This window comes from Shewanella sp. 10N.286.51.B7 (assembly GCF_002873615.1).
Lineage (GTDB): Bacteria > Pseudomonadota > Gammaproteobacteria > Enterobacterales > Shewanellaceae > Shewanella > Shewanella electrodiphila.
Window position 1 is genome coordinate 15,863 of the sequence record NZ_MCUF01000051.1, and the last position, 22,696, is coordinate 38,558.

General features: G+C 41.1%; 19 protein-coding genes. 10 read left to right on the forward strand and 9 right to left on the reverse strand.

Features of this window, described 5'->3' with window-relative positions:
• Positions 1–86 precede the first annotated feature (86 nt).
• Both BCU84_RS14470 and BCU84_RS14475 read left to right on the forward strand, forming a co-directional pair.
• On the forward strand, positions 87–2,735 hold the full coding sequence (locus BCU84_RS14470) for a parallel beta-helix domain-containing protein (RefSeq protein ID WP_102528780.1): 2,649 nt from the start codon (positions 87–89) through the stop codon (positions 2,733–2,735).
• Positions 2,736–2,852: 117 nt separating this feature from the next.
• Positions 2,853–4,106, forward strand: a complete 1,254-nt coding sequence (locus BCU84_RS14475; protein ID WP_102528781.1) for an SO2930 family diheme c-type cytochrome — start codon at positions 2,853–2,855, stop codon at positions 4,104–4,106.
• Positions 4,107–4,182: 76 nt separating this feature from the next.
• On the opposite strand, the gene BCU84_RS14480 is transcribed toward BCU84_RS14475, so the two are convergent.
• The 3 genes from BCU84_RS14480 to BCU84_RS14490 form a co-directional block, all read right to left on the reverse strand.
• On the reverse strand, positions 4,183–5,211 hold the full coding sequence (locus tag BCU84_RS14480) for an AraC family transcriptional regulator (protein ID WP_102528782.1): 1,029 nt from the start codon (positions 5,209–5,211) through the stop codon (positions 4,183–4,185).
• Between the two features lie 12 nt (positions 5,212–5,223).
• Positions 5,224–6,237: a protease SohB gene (gene sohB / locus BCU84_RS14485; RefSeq protein WP_198589587.1), complete on the reverse strand. Its 1,014-nt coding sequence runs from the start codon at positions 6,235–6,237 to the stop codon at positions 5,224–5,226.
• A 121-nt stretch (positions 6,238–6,358) separates the two neighbouring features.
• Positions 6,359–8,830, reverse strand: a complete 2,472-nt coding sequence (locus tag BCU84_RS14490; RefSeq protein ID WP_102528784.1) for a VolA/Pla-1 family phospholipase — start codon at positions 8,828–8,830, stop codon at positions 6,359–6,361.
• 259 nt (positions 8,831–9,089) lie between these two features.
• Here BCU84_RS14490 and BCU84_RS14495 point away from each other — a divergent pair, with 259 nt between their 5' ends.
• The gene (locus tag BCU84_RS14495) at positions 9,090–9,827 is read left to right on the forward strand and encodes a YciK family oxidoreductase (RefSeq protein WP_102528785.1); all 738 of its coding nucleotides are present in this window, start codon (positions 9,090–9,092) and stop codon (positions 9,825–9,827) included.
• Between the two features lie 116 nt (positions 9,828–9,943).
• On the opposite strand, the gene BCU84_RS14500 is transcribed toward BCU84_RS14495, so the two are convergent.
• The 6 genes from BCU84_RS14500 to pspA all read right to left on the reverse strand — a co-directional run bounded on the left by BCU84_RS14500 (position 9,944) and on the right by pspA (position 14,520).
• Positions 9,944–10,255 carry a helix-hairpin-helix domain-containing protein gene (locus BCU84_RS14500; RefSeq protein WP_102528786.1) on the reverse strand — a complete coding sequence of 104 codons (312 nt, stop codon included), beginning with the start codon at positions 10,253–10,255 and terminating at the stop codon, positions 9,944–9,946.
• 187 nt (positions 10,256–10,442) lie between these two features.
• Positions 10,443–11,537, reverse strand: a complete 1,095-nt coding sequence (locus tag BCU84_RS14505) for a TIGR01620 family protein (RefSeq protein ID WP_102528787.1) — start codon at positions 11,535–11,537, stop codon at positions 10,443–10,445.
• Entirely contained in the window at positions 11,537–12,979 is a 1,443-nt protein-coding gene (locus tag BCU84_RS14510; protein ID WP_102528788.1) for a YcjX family protein, read from the reverse strand. Before BCU84_RS14510 ends, BCU84_RS14505 begins: the two co-directional genes overlap by 1 nt.
• A gap of 204 nt (positions 12,980–13,183) precedes the next feature.
• On the reverse strand, positions 13,184–13,579 hold the full coding sequence (gene pspC, locus BCU84_RS14515) for an envelope stress response membrane protein PspC (protein ID WP_102528789.1): 396 nt from the start codon (positions 13,577–13,579) through the stop codon (positions 13,184–13,186).
• Complete coding sequence (pspB, locus tag BCU84_RS14520) at positions 13,566–13,805, reverse strand: envelope stress response membrane protein PspB (RefSeq protein ID WP_102528790.1); 240 nt, start codon at positions 13,803–13,805, stop codon at positions 13,566–13,568. Before pspB ends, pspC begins: the two co-directional genes overlap by 14 nt.
• Positions 13,806–13,824: 19 nt before the next feature.
• A complete protein-coding gene (gene pspA / locus BCU84_RS14525) occupies positions 13,825–14,520 on the reverse strand; it encodes a phage shock protein PspA (protein WP_102528791.1) in 696 nt (231 codons plus the stop codon).
• 178 nt (positions 14,521–14,698) lie between these two features.
• On the opposite strand from pspA, the gene pspF reads away from it, so the two are divergent.
• The 7 genes from pspF to fabV all read left to right on the forward strand — a co-directional run bounded on the left by pspF (position 14,699) and on the right by fabV (position 22,521).
• On the forward strand, positions 14,699–15,826 hold the full coding sequence (gene pspF, locus BCU84_RS14530) for a phage shock protein operon transcriptional activator (protein ID WP_102528792.1): 1,128 nt from the start codon (positions 14,699–14,701) through the stop codon (positions 15,824–15,826).
• 73 nt (positions 15,827–15,899) lie between these two features.
• A complete protein-coding gene (locus BCU84_RS14535; RefSeq protein WP_102528793.1) occupies positions 15,900–17,528 on the forward strand; it encodes an ABC transporter substrate-binding protein in 1,629 nt (542 codons plus the stop codon).
• The gene (locus tag BCU84_RS14540; RefSeq protein WP_102528794.1) at positions 17,528–18,556 is read left to right on the forward strand and encodes an ABC transporter permease; all 1,029 of its coding nucleotides are present in this window, start codon (positions 17,528–17,530) and stop codon (positions 18,554–18,556) included. The genes BCU84_RS14535 and BCU84_RS14540 overlap by 1 nt, the downstream gene beginning before the upstream one ends.
• Entirely contained in the window at positions 18,546–19,436 is an 891-nt protein-coding gene (locus BCU84_RS14545) for an ABC transporter permease subunit (RefSeq protein WP_102528795.1), read from the forward strand. Before BCU84_RS14540 ends, BCU84_RS14545 begins: the two co-directional genes overlap by 11 nt.
• 3 nt (positions 19,437–19,439) lie before the next feature.
• Complete coding sequence (locus BCU84_RS14550; RefSeq protein ID WP_102528796.1) at positions 19,440–20,447, forward strand: oligopeptide/dipeptide ABC transporter ATP-binding protein; 1,008 nt, start codon at positions 19,440–19,442, stop codon at positions 20,445–20,447.
• On the forward strand, positions 20,428–21,213 hold the full coding sequence (locus BCU84_RS14555; RefSeq protein ID WP_102528797.1) for an ATP-binding cassette domain-containing protein: 786 nt from the start codon (positions 20,428–20,430) through the stop codon (positions 21,211–21,213). The genes BCU84_RS14550 and BCU84_RS14555 overlap by 20 nt, the downstream gene beginning before the upstream one ends.
• Before the next feature lie 105 nt (positions 21,214–21,318).
• Positions 21,319–22,521 (forward strand): enoyl-ACP reductase FabV, encoded by a 1,203-nt coding sequence (fabV, locus tag BCU84_RS14560; RefSeq protein WP_102528798.1) that lies wholly within the window; start codon positions 21,319–21,321, stop codon positions 22,519–22,521.
• The last annotated feature ends 175 nt before the right edge of the window (positions 22,522–22,696 follow it).

Sequence of the window (22,696 nt, forward strand, 5' to 3'; positions counted from 1 at the left end):
TGTTGGAGTTATGCGAAATAAATCGTATCCACTCCTCTAGCGGAACTTAAGGAGTAGGCAATAAATAATAAAAAGCAGGAGATGCTATGTTCAACAAGAAGATGCCATGGCTGGTGCCTACCATTGTAGCAACAGCTGTCACTATGAGTTTATCAGGTTGTGGTTCAGATGATGATGACACCACAGTTACCGAAACCCCACCAGTCGTTCAACCACCCACAGAAACCGGCCCAACCTTTCCTGAAGGTGCGATAATGGTCGAAGCTGGCGATAACCTTACTATCAGTATTCAAGAAGCCCTAATTAACGCACAAAGTAATGATGTTATTGTGCTGCCTAAAGGTAACTTCAAAATCGAATCCACTTTATTGTTTGATGGTGATGTCGACGGCGATGGTAGCTTTGCTAAAAATATTACCATCATGGGGTATGGCCAAGATGATACCGTACTCGATTTCTCTGAAGCTAACTCTGGTGATGGCATATTCGTGCAAAATGCGATTAATATTATTATTCAGGATTTATCGGTTAACGAAGCAAAAAATAATGGTATTAAGCTAAAAAACACCAATGGCATCATCTTAAGACGCCTTGCGACAGTGTGGGAAGGCGAACTTGATGAAGGTAATGGCGCTTATGGCCTATACCCTGTTGAATGTGAGAATATCCTGATTGAAGATACCTATGTTCGCGGTAGCGCCGATGCGGGTATTTATGTGGGCCAATCTGAGTACATAGTGGTTCGACGTAATATCGCTAAAGAAAACGTCGCAGGCATTGAGATCGAAAACTCAAAATATGCCGATGTATATGATAACGAAGCTGTGGGTAACACAGGTGGTATTTTAGTCTTCGATTTACCGATTAATAATCACCGCTATGGCTCCAGTGTGCGTATCTTTAATAACAAGGTTTATGACAATAATACCCTGAACTTTGCCAATGCATCGTCAAATCCTGCTGGGGTTCATATTGTACCACCTGGGACTGGGGTGATTGTTTTATCGACTGATGATGTAGAGATTTTTAATAACGAAATTACTAACCACGACACTGTTGGCTTAACCATTTCAAGTTTCTTTATTGCCGAGCCAGATATTAGTACATTTGTGGGTAATTACGGTCAACCAGGTCAAGCGATTGCAGATGGTTGGCGCCCTACTCCGCGCAATATTTCGATTCACGATAACGTCATCTCAGGATATGGCCAAAAGCCTAAAGGTTATTTAATCGAAGACATCATTAAAGCCTATGTATTAACCCATGGCTCACTCCCCGGGATTTTATATGATGGCTTAGGGGAAATGTTGTCTAATAATGGCACAGCGGCATATCTAGGTTTACAAGAATTGCCGTTTAATCCTGATGGCAGTGACAATATTTGTGCGCAAAACAATGGTGATGTCAGTATTGGTCAATTATATGCCAACAATAATACCGATATGAATATTGCTGATGTACTGTATGAAAAAACACAAGCTGAATTAATGAATTGTGCTCAAGTCAGTTTGCCTGTCCATACCGTCACCTTTGGCGATGAAATCTTTGGCTGTGGCGTCGACGATGATACCGCAGGTTGTGATGGTGGCACCTTAGTCGGTGGCGGAGGCTCAATCGGTGAAGGCGAAGGTGGCCTTGAAGGAGATGGCGACTTAAGTTTATGTGAAGCATCAGGAAGTAATGTCAGTTGGGATGCACTATTAAAAGCTAACTGCCCAAATTTGTCTGACTATAATCTATTTGCCGACATGGCAAACCCTACCGATGCACCAAATTCGGGTGGATTACCTTACGATCTCAATACACCATTATTTACCGATCATGCCAGCAAATATCGTTTTGTTTATTTACCCGATGGAACGAAAGCCGACTACAGTGAGAATGAGTCATTCGACTTCCCTGTTGGCACAGTGATCAGTAAAACCTTCGCACTTCCAGAAAACACTAATGCACGCGGCTTCGCTAATGAAGATTTAATCGAAACACGGTTATTAATCCATCGTGAAACTGGCTGGAGTGCGCTTCCTTATGTGTGGAAAGCAGACAAGTCAGATGCTGTGTTAGCTAAAGCTGGGGCGATTCAAGGTAAGCAAGTCACCCATAAAGGTGAAATGCTCAGCTTTGATTATGTGGTACCCAACATGAACCAATGTAAACAATGCCACCAGTTTAAAGCTGATGAGGACAGTAATGCGGTATTCATGCCTATCGGACCTAAAGCACGTCATTTAAATCGTGATTATGCTTATGTAGATGGCAGCATGAACCAGTTAACCAAATGGCAATCTGCAGGCATATTACAAGGACTTCCGAGCCTAACAGATGTTGATATGGTACCTGAGTATCAAGATGGCGATGAAGATAGTATTAGTTCAATGTCAGATACTGAACTAATGGCTGCTGCAAAAGGCTATTTAGATATTAACTGCGCTCATTGTCATCGCCCTGAAGGCAACGCGTCTAACACAGGCTTAAAGCTTGAGTATTGGCGTAGCTATGCTGAAGATGCAGGTTTCTCCCACGGAACATGTAAGTCACCAGTCGCTTATGGTGGTGGTAGCTTAGGCTTTGATGTTGTACCAGGTAACCCTGAAGAGTCTATTTTACACTTTAGAATGGAAACTAATGATCCTGGAGATAGAATGCCAGAGATTGGCCGAAGTCTATCTCACGATGAAGGTGTTGCCTTGATCAATGAATGGATTAAGCGATTACCAGCGGCGTCTTGTTCATAGAATGCCACTTTAGAGGATGAACCTAGGTTCATCCTCTTTCATTTCACTAACCAATCATAACGACCAAAATCTGTTCAAAGTTTGGGGCAAGTAATTATAAAATGCAGGATACTGTTGATGACTCATTACGCTGAAATCAAAACTAACTTTCTAATACCGCTACTCATCTTACTATTAAGCTCAGTATTAATGGCTTGTGGTGGATCAGACAGTAATGATTCAAATACGTCAACAGCGCCCTCAGCTCAGTCAACACCCTCAGCTCCTTCAACACCTAGTACGCCAGCCACGCCAACAACACCTGAACAGCCAGATGGTTCAGATGATGTTTGTCAGTTAACCAATACAGAAGTAAATTGGCAGGCGTTAATGAGCAAAGACTGCCCTAATTTAAGTGATTATGGCTTGTTTATCGACCCTTCAATACCAACTCATGCACCACGAGAGCCAGGCCGAGGTTATCAGTTGTCCACGGAATTATTTTCAAATTATGCCAGTAAGTATCGATTCATATATTTACCCGAAAGTCAGTCGATGGTTTTTAACCCGCAACAGGCTTTTTCACTTCCAATTGGCAGCGTGTTAGTAAAAACATTTGCACTGCCATTTGATACTCAGTTAACCGGAACCAGCAACGAAAAGCTGATTGAAACCCGACTGATGATCCACAGGGAAACGGGTTGGACTGCGCTAACATATCAGTGGCAACAAGACATTGCCTCACTGATTATCGCCGGCGCCAATGTAACTCATACCTTAAATAATCAAGGCGAGTCCATTACCTTTGATTACCATATCCCCAGTAAAGTGGAGTGCAAAATTTGCCACCAAATCAATGAAGAGGATATTAGTAGAATTAATCCAATTGGTTTAAAAGCACACCTATTGAATCGGAATATAGTTCAAGAAAATGGTAATAAAGTGAATCAATTGAGTTTTTGGCAAGATAGGAAAATGCTGTCTGGATTACCTGAATTAGATACTGTTGATCAATCTTATGCTCTAGACAATAGTGAAGCAGATTTAACAAATCGCGCGAAAGGATATTTAGATATTAACTGCGCACATTGTCATAACGAACAGGGCTTTGCGAGTATTTCAGGGCTGCGGTTAAGCTACTTTGTCGACCACACATCTTTTGAATATGGCGTTTGTAAACAACCTCCGGGCTGGGATGGTGGTCCTAATGGTTTAGCTTATGACATTGTGCCAGGAAACGCAGAGCGCTCAATAGTGCATTATCGCCAAATCTTATCTTCCCCAAAAGACAAAATGCCGCCGATTGGTCGAGAAATAATTCATTCTGAAGGCACTGAGTTAGTTAAACGTTGGATTGATAGTATGTCGGCAACCATAGCAACTTGCCAATAATGCAAAGCGAGTAACACCAAGCTAATATACAGGAGATAATTGTTAACAACGGACTCCCTGCTTTTTACTCAAAAAATTACTGTTTTGAGGCTTGATTGAGTCTTAGGAAATGTCCAGGAGGATAACCGATCCAGTGTTTAAAGCTTTGCCTAAAGTGAGATACATCGCCATAACCCAAAGTCTCAGCAATATCCTCAATGGATAGCTTATCAGTCAAAATTAAATTAATTGCCGCTTGGCAGCGAACTTGGTCGATTAACTTCTGATATGTCGTGCCAGCAGCAGATAACTTCCTACGTAAACTGCGATCGCTCATGTGCATACTTAACGCAAATTGCTCTAATTTAGGTGGGTTTGGCATAGAGTGCCGAATATTTGTTAACACTTTATCAATAAAAGAAGTGGCCTCTGGCACCGATTTATTGTGTTTAACTTGCGAAAATTGAAATGCTAAGGGAGAATTTAGCACTTCCATTTTGATGCCCCACTCAAAAAAGTCGCAGTCAAATACCATGGTAGCACCGGTCTCTTGGCTGAGAAAGTCGGTATTGCAACATGGGCAAGCAAAATGAATCTCATCAATATAGACTGGCTCATCAACGAGTTGCCTCGCAGCGCCAAGTAAAGCGCAAACACTATGATGAAACTGAAAGGCAAACTTGTCTTCGCTGACTTTACCGGTATTGAGCCAACGCACCCATAGAGTGTCCCCCTCAATTAGAACTAAGGTATCAGCAAAACTGCCTGCTAAATCAGGGTTTTGAATCACAAATTTAAGACATTGCCCCAAAGTTGTGAATTGATCAAAGAAGGGTAAAAGAACATCGAGGGAAGCAACTTGATAACTGGCACCCAAGCGGGCACCAATCTCTTTATCTGGACTGAGGGTGCGTAGTTGCTCCATCGCGAACTCAACTTGCCATACATAAACAAACTGCATCGCCTTAAGTTCTAATGGCCCTAAGCCCAGTTTTTGGTAGATATCAGCAGCAACCGTTTCACCTAGGTGAATATCGATAAAATTGAGTAAATTACGTAATTCAAAGGCAGGATAACATTGATCACCTACCATCATATTCGCTTTATAACCCGACTCTTGCTGCATCGATATCCTTAATTATTTAACTGCGTTTTCACGCTCCATCAAACGATTTAAAACCCCATCAACAGATAGCGAAGCACCATGTGCTATCTTATCTGCTAACTTCTTTTTCATTTGATATTTAATTTTGATCACTTGATGTTCTTTAGCTAGGCCTAAAATAACATCATCGCTGGTAGAAATAGCATCGACTAAACCCAGTTCAATCGCTTGCTGACCGTACCAATGCTCACCGGTTGCGACTTTAGCAATATCCATATCTGGACGATATTTGCTGACGAACTCTTTAAACAACACGTGCGTTTCTTCAAGTTCTTCCTGAAACTTCTCACGACCTTCATCCGTGTTTTCACCAAACACAGTCAATGTACGCTTAAAGTCGCCAGCAGTGTGCTGTTCGTAATCAATATCATGCTTTTTCAATAGTCGACTAAAGTTCGGTAATTGCGCAACAACCCCAATTGAACCTACAATAGCAAAAGGTGCTGCATACACTTTATCGGCCACACATGCCATCATATAACCACCACTAGCAGCGACTTTATCGATACAGATAGTCAAAGGAATTTGGGCTTGTTTTAGTCTATCTAATTGGCTTGATGCTAAACCGTAGCCATGCACCATACCGCCACCACTTTCAACATTAACCAACACTTGGTCATCTTTATCAGCAACGGTTAAAATAGCAGTAATTTCTTCACGTAAAGAAGCAACTTCACCGGCATCAATGCTACCTTTAAAGTCGATAACAAAAACTTTTGATGGAGAAGTGTCATCTTTCTCAGCCGCTTTATCATCAGCTTTTAATTGCTTTTCATAAGCCTTAAATTGCTTCTTAGTAAACAGCTCTTCTTTTAACTCTTTTTCAAGCTGCTTTAACTCGTCAGTGACATCCGTTAGCTTAAGCTCACCTTTGTCTGCTTTTTGCTTCATGCTGCTAGCAAGCACAACAATCACAACGGCAAGAATTGCAACGACAATCGTGACGGCTTTAGCTAAAAACATGCCGTACTCAGATAAAAACTCCAAAATACACTCCGTAAAGAAAAACATAATTGTGGGTTATCTTAGCAGGAAGTTGAAGCTAGTAGACAATAAAAAACCCAGCAAATGCTGGGTTTTTAGTCAATTAACAATTAAACATCATTAATTAGCTACAAGGTACAATAACATCTGCATTATCAACAAGAATCGTTGCTGCACCTAAGCCTGCTGACTTAGCAAATGCCGCTACTTGAGATTGCATTTCAACTGTAGCTTGCGCAGCCATACCATCTGTTACGCCATCAATTTCATCAGGGCTAACAATCGAGCTGTGATGACCTTTAGCAAATCTCACCGCGCCAGAACCTGCATTAGTTGAACTAACGCAACCTAAACCTAGTGCAGAGATAAGAGGCTCTGTCCCTGATAGTGGGAAGCCTTCAACACTATTAGGTAATACTTGATCCGGTAAGTTACCAGCACCATCACCCGCCACTTCAATTAAATGAACAGGCAATTGGGTTTCAGCTAACATTGCACCATGGTTAATTGGGTCTGCTGAATCAACCGCGGTTTGCACTGCGAATGCAAAGGTAGGAATAAATTCAGCGTAAACCGCTTGCACAAGTGCAGCATACTCAGGCGTACCAGGTTCAAACCCACCTGTATTAGCCGCATCAACCAATGCTTGGAAATCCGCTGTACCTGTTACTGTTTCAAACAAAACAGGACCAAATGTTGGTGAGCCTGCAAATGAGCCAGCTAAACCACCAGCCGGCGCAACAAGTGAAGCAGCATTAATACCGTAAGCATTAGGTAATGCTGTACCGGTTGTTGGGTCAACTAGACCAGTAGATGCATAAGTTGATAATGTTGTACCGACAATGCCACCTAAGCTTAAACCTTGAGCACTGATTTTACTGATATCAAATACTTGTTGCCCACCAGCCTGCGCGATTTGTGTGTACATACCGGTTAGTAACAAACGAAGACCTAAATGATCTAATGTTGCTTGGCGGAAATTATCACGAACGGTTAAAGTGCTTGCCACGTTAACAAACACTAATGGGTTACCGTTAGCGTATGCAGGACCAAATACATCACTGGTTGCTGAGATATCATAAACACCATCACCATCCGCATCATATGAACGCTCGCCATGTAAAGGCATATCAATGGCAATCGTTGCAATACCTAAAGCAGCGTAACTACCAGCATAGGCTAATGCCATTTGCTTAGTACCACCAAGACCATGCAGCGCCATCGTCGTTGGCCAGCCATTAGTTGGTGCCACAAAAGGCAGTTGAGCTTGTTCGCTGAATGCTGCTAACTTAGCCGCGTTAGGCAAAGTAATTTGAACATTAACATCTTCATAACCCATGATCGCAGGGATTGGGTTGAACTTGGTCAAATGCTTTGTGGTATCGGCATCAGTGCCATCATCAAGCATCCAAGACTTACCCGCCATTAACGCTGGGTTTTGCAATGCGGCGGCTGGGTCAACACCCTGCGCTACTGCTTGTGAGCTGAAGTTTGCAACACTCATCGTACCCGCTTCAAGTGCGAGTAATACAGATACCGGGCTATCACCTTGAGCAAACCAACGACCATTTGGCGCAGTAGGCGCACCATCAACAATTGGAATAACACAACTTACAGATGAACAATCACCATAAATGGGTAATTTAACAGTCGCGGCATACAAGTCAGCCATATCAGAAACAACAAAAGCAATACCATCCGCTTCAGTTAGTCCCAAAGCTTGAGCAACTGTAACGCCAAGTGGCGTTATTGGGCTAAGAAATGAAGGCTTATAAGGATCGCTTGAAGCCATTAACAATTTAGAGGTTTCATAAACATCAGCAACTGACTGAGTGGTAAACAAACCTGAATAAGAAACCGTTTCTGGATCAACGCCGTGTTCGGCAGCAATACCTTTTTCGTAGCTGTTAACTAAACCTTGAAGCAATAACTGCTCGTCGGTTGCAAGCGGATCGGTATCAATATCTAATTTAAGTAAGTTATAAGTACTTGATGGCTCTATCGCACGACCAGCAGAATCTTGGATCAGGCTGGTAGTGACATAAATATAAGATTGGTTTGATTTAAGCGGTTTAATTGGCACGATAGCGATGCTATTACCAGAAGCCTGTGCGACAAAATCAACCCCAAATTGAAGTTCATCGCCAACTTTACACGCTGAAAGCGTTAATTCTGCAGCACATTCTGGATCGGTTGATAATGCTCCACCAACTGTTGCTTCAAACATGCGCACAGCGCCTGGTTGGAACACTGAAGCTGCATCTAAAGTGAGCATGACACCATTATTATCTTCTGGCAGATCGACTGAAATCGATATTGGAGAGCTAGTAGACCAGCCATCTAATGCGCCAAGAGCTAATGAAGGGTCGACATAATCAACACCGTCTTCACCAGGAATATTTAACGTGCCATCTGTAGTGCCGTTAAATAAAAGGTCATTTGGCAGTGGCACATCACCCGCTGCAGGGTCGAAAACCACTTGAGAGAATGGAATGAGTGGCTCGACTGAATCCTTCGCTTCATTTGAACTATCTTCACTACAGCCGCTAAGCCCAAGAGCAGATGCAATTGCAACACCCAATATGAGTCTTTTCATCTTTTTTCCCCAAATCTTGTTGTAATAATTTTAATTTCCCCAAAAATTGGTCACAATAGCGTAAACACATGACCATAAGGACTTATTTTTGTCCTTAACTCATCTCAAGTTAACGTAAAACTATTGAGTTAGCTACATATTTGTTACATGCAAAAGTACTACACGTTAACATTTATCAGTCATTTGTTTAAAACGATCGTTTATCTTTTGTTCGAATCTAGAATTGACGTGCTTTTGCAGCCGAAGGAAAAATAGAACCATGTTGGAATATCAAGCTAAAAAAGATTCATTAAATAATAAAACAATTCTTGTCACAGGTGCTGGCGCTGGCATCGGCCGTGTTGCGGCAATTACTTTTGCTAAACATGGCGCTACAGTCATTTTGCTCGGTAAAACAGTTAACAAGTTAGAAGCCGTTTACGATGAAATAGAACAAGCGGGTTATCCAAAACCTGCCATCGTGCCATTGGATTTAAAAGGTGCTACTGAGCAAAATTATAAAGACATGGCCGATACCATTGCAGAGCAATTCGGTCACCTAGATGGCGTTTTACATAACGCTAGTTTATTAGGCGCATTAGGCCCATTCGAACATATTGATTTGGAATCTTTAGAAGATGTAATGAAAATCAATGTAACTGCGCAAGTGATCCTTACTAAAGCGCTACTGCCTATTATGCGAGCAGCACCTTCTGCTTCATTAGTGTTTACATCAAGTAGTGTCGGCAGACAAGGTCGTGCTTACTGGGGCCCATATTCGTTTTCAAAATTCGCAACTGAAGGCATGATGCAAGTTTTAGCTCACGAGTGTGAAGGCACAAGTGTTCGCGTTAATAGCATCAACCCAGGTGCAACGCGCACAGAAATGCGCGCAAAAGCTTATCCAGGCGAAGATCCTGCAACATTAAAAACAGCTGAAGACATCATGCCAACCTATCTTTATTTGATGAGCGATGATGCTGCAGACATAAATGGACAGCAGTTAAATGCGCAATAGTCGTTTTTGAGTTTTTGTGAAAATTAGATTTGAAATCATTTGATTTTAAATGAGTATAAAAAAGGAGCCACTGGCTCCTTTTTGTTAACTGACTACTTTGCGAATTAATCAGTTGATTAAAAGCTAATCTGTTTCGCATTTTGTTCAATTAATTTATCACCGACACCCGATACTTGGCTAAGTTGTTCAAGGTTACTGAATTTGCCATGCTTCGCACGATAATCAACAATCGCTTTAGCTTTAGATTCACCAATGCCTTTTAATTGCTGTAATTCAGCAGCATTGGCTTTATTAATATTAACTTTTGTCGTTTTAGCTTGAGTTTGAGCTTGTTTGGCTACAGTCGCTTCTTTTGCAAAGCTTGGCTGTGAAATCCCAATAGATAAAACGCAGACGCACATCACGCCCATTAGAAATGGATGTTTCATTGTTAACTCCTTTAAGTCCTATTTAAAACCGATCTTCTTCCCTATCCGTGATCGGTGAATTCAGTAAAATTTCAAAGCGACAAAGCCACTTTAAGATGCCCCCTGAAATATCACTGTCATAAAACTGTAGTCAATAATCCAAATAGTTCAAATATTAGTCAACTTTTATTATCAAACTCAATTTAACTTAGTCTTTATGGGTCTCTGACGCAGACTTAACTTTACTCTTTTGCATCATAGATGCAGAAAACGTTTTCAATTCAGTTAATAATTGTTGATGGATCTGGCCAAGTTTAGGTCTATTTTGTTCTTTAAAACTTAAAGGACGACATAACGTCATTGCTTGATAACCCAATCTTGCAGTCAGTAAACCGCCACCAAGACCTTGAGCAAGTCTTGCAGATAACTTACCAGTCATTTCAACAGATAGTAGTTGGGTACCGAGATCGGCAACCACTTCAGTTGTCCCAGCATAAACGATATTAACAATAATACTTTTAATCAGCTTAATTCGGCTCCAATACCCTAATTCGATACCATAAATATCAGCGATAGCATTAATCATTCGTTGGTTACGCCATAGAATAATCGCCATATCTAAAACAGCCAATGGACTAGCAGCCAGTAATAACGCTGACTCAGCAGCATACCGGCTAACAATTTGTTTAGCTTTTTCATCACGATCAGAAACAACTAAATCATCAAACAGCAGCACCATTTCAGCATCGTTATGCTCACTGGTATTCATTGCGCTATATTGCTGTTTCCCCGTACTTTCTGGGTACTGAGATAATAAAGGCGATATAAACTTTTCCGCCTCTCCTCGCTGCATACTTTGTGATAATCGCTCGCCAGTAACTTGAGTATCGGCAACATGTTTTAATTTTACTAATTTTCGCCATTCAGCCAACGTAATCGTAGATACCCAAGCAAGGATCACACCTGTCACCGAGGCATAAAAACCAAATAACCATGGGCTTTGTAAAAAAGCAGCATGCAGCCCTAGTAAGGTTTGTACAATCACAGCTAAACTTATGCCAACTAAAGAAAGCTTCGCTAATGGCGACCAACGTTTAGCTGACCTTGTAGGCTCAATAACATCAATGTCCTCTACAATTTCAGCTAAGGCTAACTCACACTGGAACTCAACCTCGGCGTAAGACTGACTCGATTTGACTTGAGGCTCTTCTGTAGTTTCAGACGCAAATACCTGCTGCTGCTTTAATTTAGTTTGCTGCATTGATTCGTTATCACTTGAATGGTGCGATTGAGATGGCTTCATTATTGTAATTTATCCCCCAGTAAAAACTGCAGTAAGTGATCTAATCGAATATGTTCAAAGCGTGGATCTGACGTCGCGTTGTTATTCAATTTAGGCGGATTAAACGAAACAAAGTTGAAGCCCTGCTTTTGCCAAAATGCATTTTCTGGTAATGATTGCGGTACTTCACCAGGAAAAATAGTCAACATATTATGATTTTCATCGATACCGCGAACCACTTCTTGCTCGCCAGATGAGGTATTTACCATACCGTGCTGTGTTGCTTTAATTGCACTAATAGCCATGGTCTCTACTTCACAGCCTTCATAATTGGCGAAATGTTGACTATGTTTAAGCATATCGGTCAATAAGCTCAGTACATGGCTTTGTTGATCGCGCGTCACCCTATCCACTTTACTTGCCGCAAACAATAATTTATCGATTTTCGGCGAGAACAAACGCTTTAATAAGCTCGATTGACCAAAATGAAAACTTTCAACAATGCTATTTAACGCATTCCCCATATCTTCAAATTGTTCTTTACCGCTATTTAGCCCATTGAAGCAATCCACCAGCACCAATTGACGGTCAAAGCTTGCAAAATAATCGCGATAAAAAGGCTTAACCACGACTGTTACATATTCCTGATAGCGTTTTTTTAATACTTGGTAATAACTGTCATCTGGTGACGTTTCAAGCTCAGTGAGTTGCTCTAAAGATAAATTAACCAATGGGAAAAAGGCTAACAATGGCGTATCAGCAAACTCGCCTGGTAATAACATTCTCCCTGGCTGAGCAAGGTAGAAACCTTGCTTGTTCACCATATCAATGAGTAAAGTTTGATATAAATCGGCAACTTGCTTTAACTTATGTTCATCTGCCACCTCCGCTAAATTAAGTGCGTTAATCGCGTCCTCAAAAGCAGAAAAATATGGCGAATGTCTTAAGCGGTTTTTCACTTCAAGTTGGCCCGCTACCCATTCAACGTAGCTTTGCTTCAACATAGGTAAATCCAACAACCATTCACCTGGGTAGTCAACAATATCGACATATAAAGTCGCCGTATCTGATATTTTGGCTAATATGCCCTTTCTGGGACGATATTTTATCGCTAAACGGAGCTCGGAAATATTACGTGTTGAAGCTGGCCAAGTCGCAGGAGATGAAGTCAGAGCATTCATCCCACCTTGATAATCAAAACTTGCTATGGCTAGGTCTGGCTGCATAGTGCGTTTAATACCAATAAGCCGATTATCCCTTGAGACTTGCCATAGCGGTAAAGGGTTTTGTTTAACGTTACTGCCAGCATGAAGCATTTGATTGACCAGCCCAGTAATAAAAGCAGTTTTACCCGCGCCAGATAACCCCGTTACAGCTAAACGCACATGTCTATCGGTGCTACGATGCACTAATTGATGCGTTTTTTTGGAAATTTTACTGATTGAACGATCAATAAAGCTCATAATTTATCTCAAGTTATCTGTTAAAAACCAACTCTTATACAAAAAGTATTTCAAAAAAGTGTTGGTGATCATTTTGGGGAGTTATTGCTGTGCTGATTACTATAACATTTAGGCAGGAAAGGAAAAAATCAAGGGCGGGATACCGCCCATTGGATTTTAGTTGCTCTGGTTAGAAAGAGCCTACTTACAGCAGATTGAACAAGATTACAGATTATTAATTTCATGTTTCAAATCGAAATTATCTGAAGTCACGTGGCGCTCTAAACGTTGTAATCTAATCTCAAGCGCATAGAACTGACTGTTTACTTCATGAAGTGCGCGTTTAGCTGGCTCACCTGCTTGCCAAACTTTTTTCTTCACTTCAATATCTTTATGGTGCGGTTTTGTCGTCACCTCCTCAACCTTGCTGTCCAAAATTAACCATAATGCAATGTAGATGATTAATATTGGTCCAGAACCACCCACTAAAAAGATTGATACCGCAATAACACGTACTAACCAGGTTTCAAAATTAAAGTAGTCGGCAATCCCTGCGCAAACTCCTGAAATTTTACCCGCTTTGGGGATTCGGTATAATGTACGACCGTTAGCCTTGCTCATGTTTTCCCCTCCACTCTGGTGCTTCCGTGTCTAAAATAGCTTCCAATGTTTCGATTCGCTGGCCCATTTTATCAGCTTGGGCAATCAGTTCGTTCAGTTGTGTAAACTCTGCCTCAGTGAGCCCCTGGCTCACTTGTCGCTTACTGCGATAATGAAGAACCAACCAGATAGGCGCCACAATCACAAGAAAAATAATAATTGGGGCAATAAGAAGATCCATATCCATAACTCACCTCTGAAAAAGTTTACTTACTTGATTTAGTAGTTGTTTTAGTTGTTGATTTAGCTTTAACTTTTGCTTTTAAAGCCTCTAATTCTTCGTTGACTGAGTCTTCAGCTTCTAATGCAGCAAACTCATCTGCAAGATTATTTTTCTTACCGATATCATAAGCTTCAACTTGTGACTCTAAGCCTTCAACACGACGCTCATAATTCTCAAACTTCACCATCGCGTCATCAATTTTGCTTGAATCTAACTGCTTTTTCACTTCTAAACGTGAAGTTGCAGTTTGCTTACGCATAATGATGGTTTTCTGACGAGCTCTAGCATCATTAAGCTTTTCTTGTAGTTGCTCAACTTCTTGCTTAAGACGGGCAATATGCTCTTCAACTACTTGCAGTTCCATTTCTAATGTTTCTAGAATGGTGACTGTTTTCTGTTTTTCAATTAATGCAGCTTTTGCTAAATCTTCTCTATCTTTCGATAAAGCTAATTCTGCTTTTGCTTGCCAATCGATAACTTGCTCTTGCACTCGGCTAATACGACGCAGTAGTTCTTTCTTTTCTGCTAACACTTTGGCAGAAGTTGAACGAACCTCAACTAACGTGTCTTCCATTTCCTGAATAATCAGACGAACCATTTTTTCTGGATCTTCAGCTTTATCTAGTAAAGCACTGATGTTTGAATTAATGATGTCTGCAAAGCGTGAGAAGATTCCCATAATGTGTCCCTCAAATATTTTGTTAATGTCGAATATTACTATTCACAAGCCGTGCCAACTTTTTATATGTGTTATTTTTCAACAAGTTAACCAAAATATTAACTTTTTCTTTATTTTAAAGCGCTAGCCAACTATTATGATTTTCACCACTTGTTAGCGTATTAGACTAAAAATTACAGTGACTAGACAATTTGAGCAAGACAATCTTATCGGACAATCCAATGCTTTATTAGAAGTATTGGAACATGTGTCTAAAGTTGCCCCACTATCTAAGCCGGTTTTAATCATCGGCGAACGTGGTACTGGTAAAGAACTTATCGCAGAACGTCTACATTATCTATCTGCCAGATGGGATCAAGAGTTTATTAAGCTCAATTGTTCATCTTTAAGTGAATCTTTACTAGAAAGCGAATTATTTGGCCATGAGTCTGGCGCTTTTACTGGCGCGAAAGGAAAACATGAAGGTCGATTTGAACGCGCAGATGACGGCACACTATTTTTAGACGAACTTGCTAACACTTCAGGGTTAATTCAAGAAAAGTTATTACGTGTCATTGAATATGGTGAGTTTGAACGTGTTGGCGGCAGTAAAACAGTACAAACTAATGTTCGACTCGTCTGTGCTGCCAATGAAGATTTACCTTCACTCGCTGAAAATGGTGAGTTCCGCGCCGATTTACTCGATAGACTTGCATTCGATGTAATCACGCTACCGCCGCTTAGATGCAGAACAGAAGACATTATGCCTTTAGCTGAATATTTTGCTATCAGTATGGCAAGACAGCTGAATTTAGATTTTTTCGGTGGATTTAGTCCCATCGCAATAGAGCAATTAATGTCGCACCGCTGGCCGGGCAATATTCGTGAACTTAAAAACGTGGTTGAGCGAAGCGTTTATCGCCGAGGATCTGACGGTGATGAAATTGACCATATTATTCTCGATCCATTTGCCTCCCCTTATCGACCAACTGGTCGAGTAAAAACCCGAGAAAGACAAGCCCCAGCGACTTCTAGTGCAGAATCACATGGCAGTGCAGCGCCAAATGAAAGTAATAGCCCTGAGGACAGTAATACAAGCTCAGCAAGCAGTGCAGAAGGAGCTCAACATCAAACAAGCCAACTCAATAGCCAGTTTAGTTTCCCTATCAACTTTAAAGATCATACAGAAAACTATGAAGTTGAACTATTAAAGAAAGCCTTGGCGGAGAGTCAATATAATCAAAAGAAAACCGCAGAGTTACTCGGATTAAGCTATCACCAGTTGCGCGGTATTTTGAAAAAGTACAACTTATTGGAAAAGGCTTAAGATGATATTTGCTCCTAAGTTATTAACACTGCTAAAATAGTCGTTTACAGCCTAAAAATTGAATGATAAAAAAATGCGTGTGATTAGAGAACGTTGGAATCCCTTAGCATTACTTTGCTTACTATCTTTTTTAGTAACAGCTTGTGGTGAGCTCAATGTTCCATCTGGGATTGTGTATTGCTCAGAAGGTAATCCTGAAACCTTTAATCCGCAGCTCATTACATCAGGCACCACCATCGATGCTAGCTCTAATCAACTCTATAATCGTTTAATTGATTACAATGATGACTCATCTGACTATAGCGCCGCACTCGCGACAGATTGGGCGGTATCAGATGATGGGCTGCAATATCGATTCACACTGCGCCAAGATGTACAATTCCACTACAACAGTTTGTTTAGTCCATCCCGCAACTTTAACGCTGATGATGTCATCTTTTCGTTTGCACGCATTATCAATACAGAACATCCATATCATTTAGTAAGCAGAACCGGTTATCCTTTTTTTCAAAGTATTGATTTTGCTAATTTAGTAAGCAAAATTGAAAAAATTAATGATTACGAAGTTGTGTTCCATCTTGCCAATAAAGATGCGTCATTTTTATCTAACCTTGCCACCGACTTTGCCGTTATATTATCCGCTGAATACGCTGCACAACAACTGGCAGCTGGCACACCTGAAAATATCGACTACTTTGCCATTGGTACAGGGCCATTTTATTTAGCTGAATATGCTAAAAACGAATATATACGCTTCAAACGTAATCAGTACTATTGGGGGGAACAAGCCAAGATTGATTTACTCGTTTTTGATATCACCCGTAAAAGTGAAGCAAGACTAGCTAAAATCATTACTCGAGATTGCCAAGTATCCGCACTACCCAAAGCCAATGAACTTGCTGTCATAAACAAACATAAGCACCTTGAATTACGTACTAAGCCAGGTTTAAACGTAGCATTTTGGGCATTCAACACCCAAAAGCCACCGTTGGATGATGTCAGAGTACGTCATGCTTTGGCCCACGCTGTAGACAAACAAAACATTCTCAATGTGGTTTATCATGACACTGCCGTCGCCGCTTCGGGCATGTTGCCACCCGCATCTTGGGCTTATACAGAAACAGAAGACGCCAAGCATTACGATCCTGAAGAAGCTAAACGTTTGTTAAAAGCAGCTGGCGTCACAAATTTAAGCTTTGATATTTGGGCGATGCCTGTCGTCAGAATTTATAACCCTAATGCGCTTAAAACCGCTGAGCTCATTCAAGCGGATTTAGCGAATATCGGCGTAACGGTTAACATCGTCAGTTACGATTGGAGTGTATTCACTCAGAAACTTATTTCCAGTGAATACGACTCTGTACTCATTGGTTGGAATGCTGACAACACCGACCCAGATAACTTTTTTACGCCACTGTTAAGTTGCAGCGCACTTGAGTCCAATAACAATCGCTCCCGCTGGTGTTCTACTGAGCTGGATACTTTGTTATCACAAGCTAAAGAGACGCTTTCCAAGCCAGAACGAAAAAGGCTTTACAAACAGGCCGAGAAAATCATTCATGAGCAAGTACCTTTGGTCAATATCGCGCACGCCCAAAAGCTACTGCTGAAAAATACCAACGTGAGCATTAAAAATGTCAATCCATACGGTGGTATGTCATTTTCCGGAGTTGAGCTGATTAAACAGGAGGTTCAACCTTAATGTGGCGCTATCTTATAAGACGACTGAACCTTTTTATTGCTACATCGATAGTAATGATGGCGGTATTATTTTTTGCAACGGGCATGTTTCCTGTAGAAAAAGGCTATGCGCTTACCGGTATTCAGTTCCCTACCGAAGAACAACAAGTTCAAACTGTTGAAGACTACAAATTAGATAAAAACCAGTTCAGTCAGTTTTATGCCTATGTAACGCAAAGATTATCAGGAAATTTAGGTATTTCAGTTAACTCACAGCAAGATGTGGCTGAAGAGTTAAGTGCCGTATTACCTGCATCATTTGAACTATCATTATTTGCTGGCTGTATTGCAGTCTTCTTCGGCGTACCGTTAGGGGTGTTAGCCTCGCTTAGTTCCAGTAAATCAGTGCAGCGTAGTATTTTAGCCATTACCTTAACCGGCTATTCCATTCCAGTATTTTGGCTTGGGTTAACCCTCGCTCTTTGGTTTGGTGTGCAATTAGAATGGTTACCGATTTCTGGTCAAATTAACCTATTATATGAAATAGAGCCCGTCACTCGTATTATGTTGATAGATACATTGTTATCTGAGTCAAGTTACAGCATGTCGGCGTTTAAAGATGCTTTACTGCATATCATACTGCCTGCTGTCACCTTAGCCGTATTGCCTTTTACTGTGGTTATCCGGATCACCCGCCAAGCTATGGTGACCGTCATGACTCAAACCTATATCCGTGCTGCAGAGGCCAGAGGGTTAAGTACATACCGTATTCTAATCAGACATGCCCTGCCCAATGCGCTTATTCCAGTGTTAAAAGCATTCGGTTTAATGCTTGGCTCATTTGCAAGTTACGGCATTATTGTCGAAGTAATATTTGCTTGGCCTGGAGTCGGTTCTTGGTTGATTAATGCTATATATCAACGAGATTACACCGTGATCCAAGCAGGTATCTTGTCGGTTTCATTATTAATTATCTTTTTGAGTATTATGATTGAATTACTGCATACCACTATTAATCCCATTAATAGGAAAGAACTGTATGCCGATTAAAAAACTCTACCAAGAAGAACAAATAGACTCACCGCTTGGGCAGTTATGGCATGCTTTTGCATCTAACCCTTTTGCAGTTGCAGGTTTATGGGCGGTGATATTTCTATTACTTCTGGTTATTTTAGGTCCATTGCTCGCCCCTTTTCAGCCAGAGTTACAAAATCCAGATGCGATTTTACTGCCCCCATCTTGGGATCAAGCAGGTCATGTTTCGCACTTTTTAGGCACCGACGATTTAGGCCGTGATTTATTTAGTCGAATTTTACATGGCGTCAGGCTCACTTTTGGGATGTCATTAATCGTCGTGGTATGCGCCCTTGTTGTTGGTTTCATTATTGGCTCGTTGTCAGGAATGATGCGCGGCTTAAAGTCGAGTATTTTAGGCCATTTATTAGATGCATTGCTGTCAATTCCATCTCTATTGTTAGCTATTTTAGTGGTCGCAGTCACAGGTCCTGGGCTATCAAATGTGTTTTGGGCTGTGGGTATTGCCTTAACCCCACAATTTGTTCGCGCGATTCATCAAGCTGTGCATGAAGAGTTACAAAAAGAATACGTTACAGCCGCTAAACTTGATGGTGCTAGCCAAATCCAGATATTTTGGTATGTGATCATGCCTAATGTGTGGGATGTGGTTATCATTCAAACCACCATTGCTATTTCAGTTGCGATTTTGGATATTGCAGCCTTAGGCTTCTTGAATTTAGGTGCACAAGCACCCAGTTCTGAGTGGGGGTCAATGATTTATCAAGGTTTAAGTAGCCTGCTTATTGCACCTTGGACAATTACAATTCCAGGGCTTGCCATTTTATTTACGGTGTTATCCATCAATTTAGTGGGTGACGGATTACGCTCGGCGTTAGCGCCGATAAGAAATTAACCTATGCCATTACTTGATATCAGAAACCTCACCATTGAGCTGGATACTCCACAAGGCACAGTCAAAGTGCTTGAAAAAGTCAGCTTAACCATTAACCCAGGTGAAGTGCATGGGCTAGTCGGTGAATCAGGTTCTGGCCGCAGTTTATTAGCGAAAGCGGTACTCGGTGTTTTAGGGCCAAACTGGAATATCATCGCAGACCGTATGATGTGGGATGGGCAAAACCTACTTGAAATGACATCTAAACAGCGCCGAAACTTAATGGGCACTGATATGACGATGATTTTTCAAGACCCTTCAGGCAGTTTAGACCCGGTTAAAACCATCGGCAGTCAGCTAATAGAGTCTTTAACGCCAAATAAAGCGGTGCCTTTTTGGCGTCGTTCTAAAGATACCCATTTAACCGCTCAAAAATGGCTTCATAAAGTGGGGATTAAAAAACCTAAAGCCATTATGAAAAGCTACCCATGGGAACTCACAGAAGGCGAGTGCCAAAAAGTCATGATTGCTATGGCTGTTGCAAACCATCCAAGACTATTAATTGCCGATGAACCGACTAATTCCATGGAACTGAGTACTCAAGCGCAAATTTTTCGGTTACTGTCACAACTCAATCAATTGCAAAACGTGTCTATTTTACTTGTGAGTCATGAATTAGAAACCTTAGTTAAATGGTGTGATCGCATCAGTATTTTATATAGCGGTCAAATTATGGAATCAGGTCCAGTTTCGGAGCTACTGACAAAACCTTATCACCCTTATACCAAGGCCCTATTTAAAAACTTACCTGAACACACTGGTAAAATGCGCCATAAATCCTATTTGCCTTCTTTGCAGGGTTCGTCGCCGTCATTGCAACATTTACCAGCGGGTTGTCGCTTAGGCCCTCGTTGCCCTGATGCGCAAAGAGAATGTGTTATTCAGCCCAATTTAGCCCATGAAAAAGATCGCTATTTTGCTTGCCACTTCCCATATAACAATGAGATAGAAGATGACGACGCCATTACTTAATGTCACTGAGCTCAGCAAGCGATACTTTATTGGTTATAAGCGTTTTAAAGCGCAGTATAATCAAGCGCTTTCAACTGTATCTTTTGAGCTTGAACGAGGCCAAACCTTAGCTATTGTTGGCCAAGTAAGTTCAGGAAAAAGTACCTTGGCAAGAATTCTAGTTGGTGCAGAGTCTCGTTCTACTGGTACGCTCGAATATGAAGGCGAAGAGCTAGAAGCGCGTAATTTAAAGCAACGCTGTCATTTAATTCGTATGATTTTCCAAGACCCTAACACCTCCCTCAATCCACGATTGACCATTGGTGCATTACTTGAAGAACCTTTACGCTTTAATACCGATATGACAAGTGCTGAACGAAAAGCACAAGTGACTGATATCCTACGTAAAGTGGGCTTACTTCCAGAACATGCCAGCTTTTATCCGCATATGATATCGGAAGGACAAAAACAACGTGTCGCTGTGGGACGCGCTTTAATGTTAAACCCCAAGATTATTATTGCTGATGAAGCGCTAACATCACTAGATTTATCAGTACGGTCGCAAATTTTAAATTTATTGCTCAAATTACAAAAAGAAATGGGCTTATCTTATATTTTTGTGACTCACAATTTAAATGTGGTCAGACACTTCAGTGACAAAGTTATGGTGCTTAAAAAAGGGGTCATGGTTGAGAAAAACACCACTGAAGAGCTGTTCGAAAACCCACAACATGAATACACTCGCAGATTAATTGCAGAGCAAACTCAGCTCTCGGCAAAACGCTAAACTGCTCCAACCACTGAGTTAAATGGCCATTTTTAACAAAAATGAGTGCCATTTCGGCGGCTAACTATTTATCCTAGGGCCATTGTTAAAGGAAGAAACGAAATTATGATTATTAAACCAAAGACACGTGGCTTTATTTGTACCACTACGCATCCAATTGGCTGTGAAGCTAACGTAAAAGAACAAATTGAATTAACTAAAGCGAAAGGCAAAATTGCTAATGGCCCTAAAAAGGTCCTTGTAGTGGGTTCTTCAAGTGGTTATGGCTTATCTTCGCGCATCGCATCTGCGTTTGGTAGCGATGCTGCCACTATTGGTGTTTTCTTCGAAAAACCAAGCACTGAAACTAAGCCTGGTACTGCGGGTTGGTATAACTCAGCTTATTTTGACAAGTTTGCTAAAGCTGAAGGGTTATATTCTAAAAGTATTAACTGTGACGCCTTTAGCCATGAAGCTAAGCAAAAAGTGATTGAGTTGATTAAGGAAGACCTTGGTCAAATCGATATGGTAGTTTACTCACTAGCATCACCTGTTCGTAAACTGCCTGATACGGGTGAAGTTATCCGCTCAAGTCTTAAGCCAATCGGCGAGACTTACACTGCGACAGCTGTAGATACGAATAAAAACACTATCATCGAAACATCAGTTGAGCCTGCAAGTGAGCAAGAAATTGCTGACACAGTCACTGTAATGGGCGGTGAAGATTGGGAATTATGGATGAGCGCCTTAAGTGAAGCTGGCGTATTAACCGACAACTGTAAAACAGTCGCTTATAGCTACATTGGAACTGAAATCACTTGGCCGATCTACTGGCACGGTGCGCTTGGTAAAGCCAAAATGGATTTAGACCGTGCAGCACATGCATTAAACACTAAGTTATCAGCAACTGGCGGTTCAGCTAATGTTGCAGTGCTTAAGAGTGTGGTAACGCAAGCCAGTTCTGCTATTCCTGTTATGCCACTGTATATTGCAATGGTGTTCAAGAAAATGCGTGAAGAAGGTGTTCATGAAGGTTGTATGGACCAAATTTACCGCATGTTCAGCGAGCGTTTATTCCGTGAAGATGGAACAGCTGCAGAAACTGATGCTGATAACCGCTTACGTTTAGATGACTGGGAGTTACGTGAAGAAATTCAGAAGCATTGCCGTGAGCTTTGGGCTGAAGTGACCACTGAAAATTTAGCTGAATTGACCGATTACAATGAATACAAAGAAGAGTTCTTAAAACTGTTTGGGTTCGGTATTGACGGCATTGACTATGAAGCTGATGTTAATCCTAACGTGACGTTTGATGTAGTAAGTTTATAAGAAGAAACTAATAACATATCAATTAAAACCAAGTCTGATGACTTGGTTTTTTATGTCTGTAGTTCTTATTAATGCCAAGCATGAGATTAAATATTTTCAACCTCCCTCTTCAAAACTCCCCCTTACTAATCAGTGTTATCAGAGTGAAACTCTAAATTTATTAAAATTATTAAAA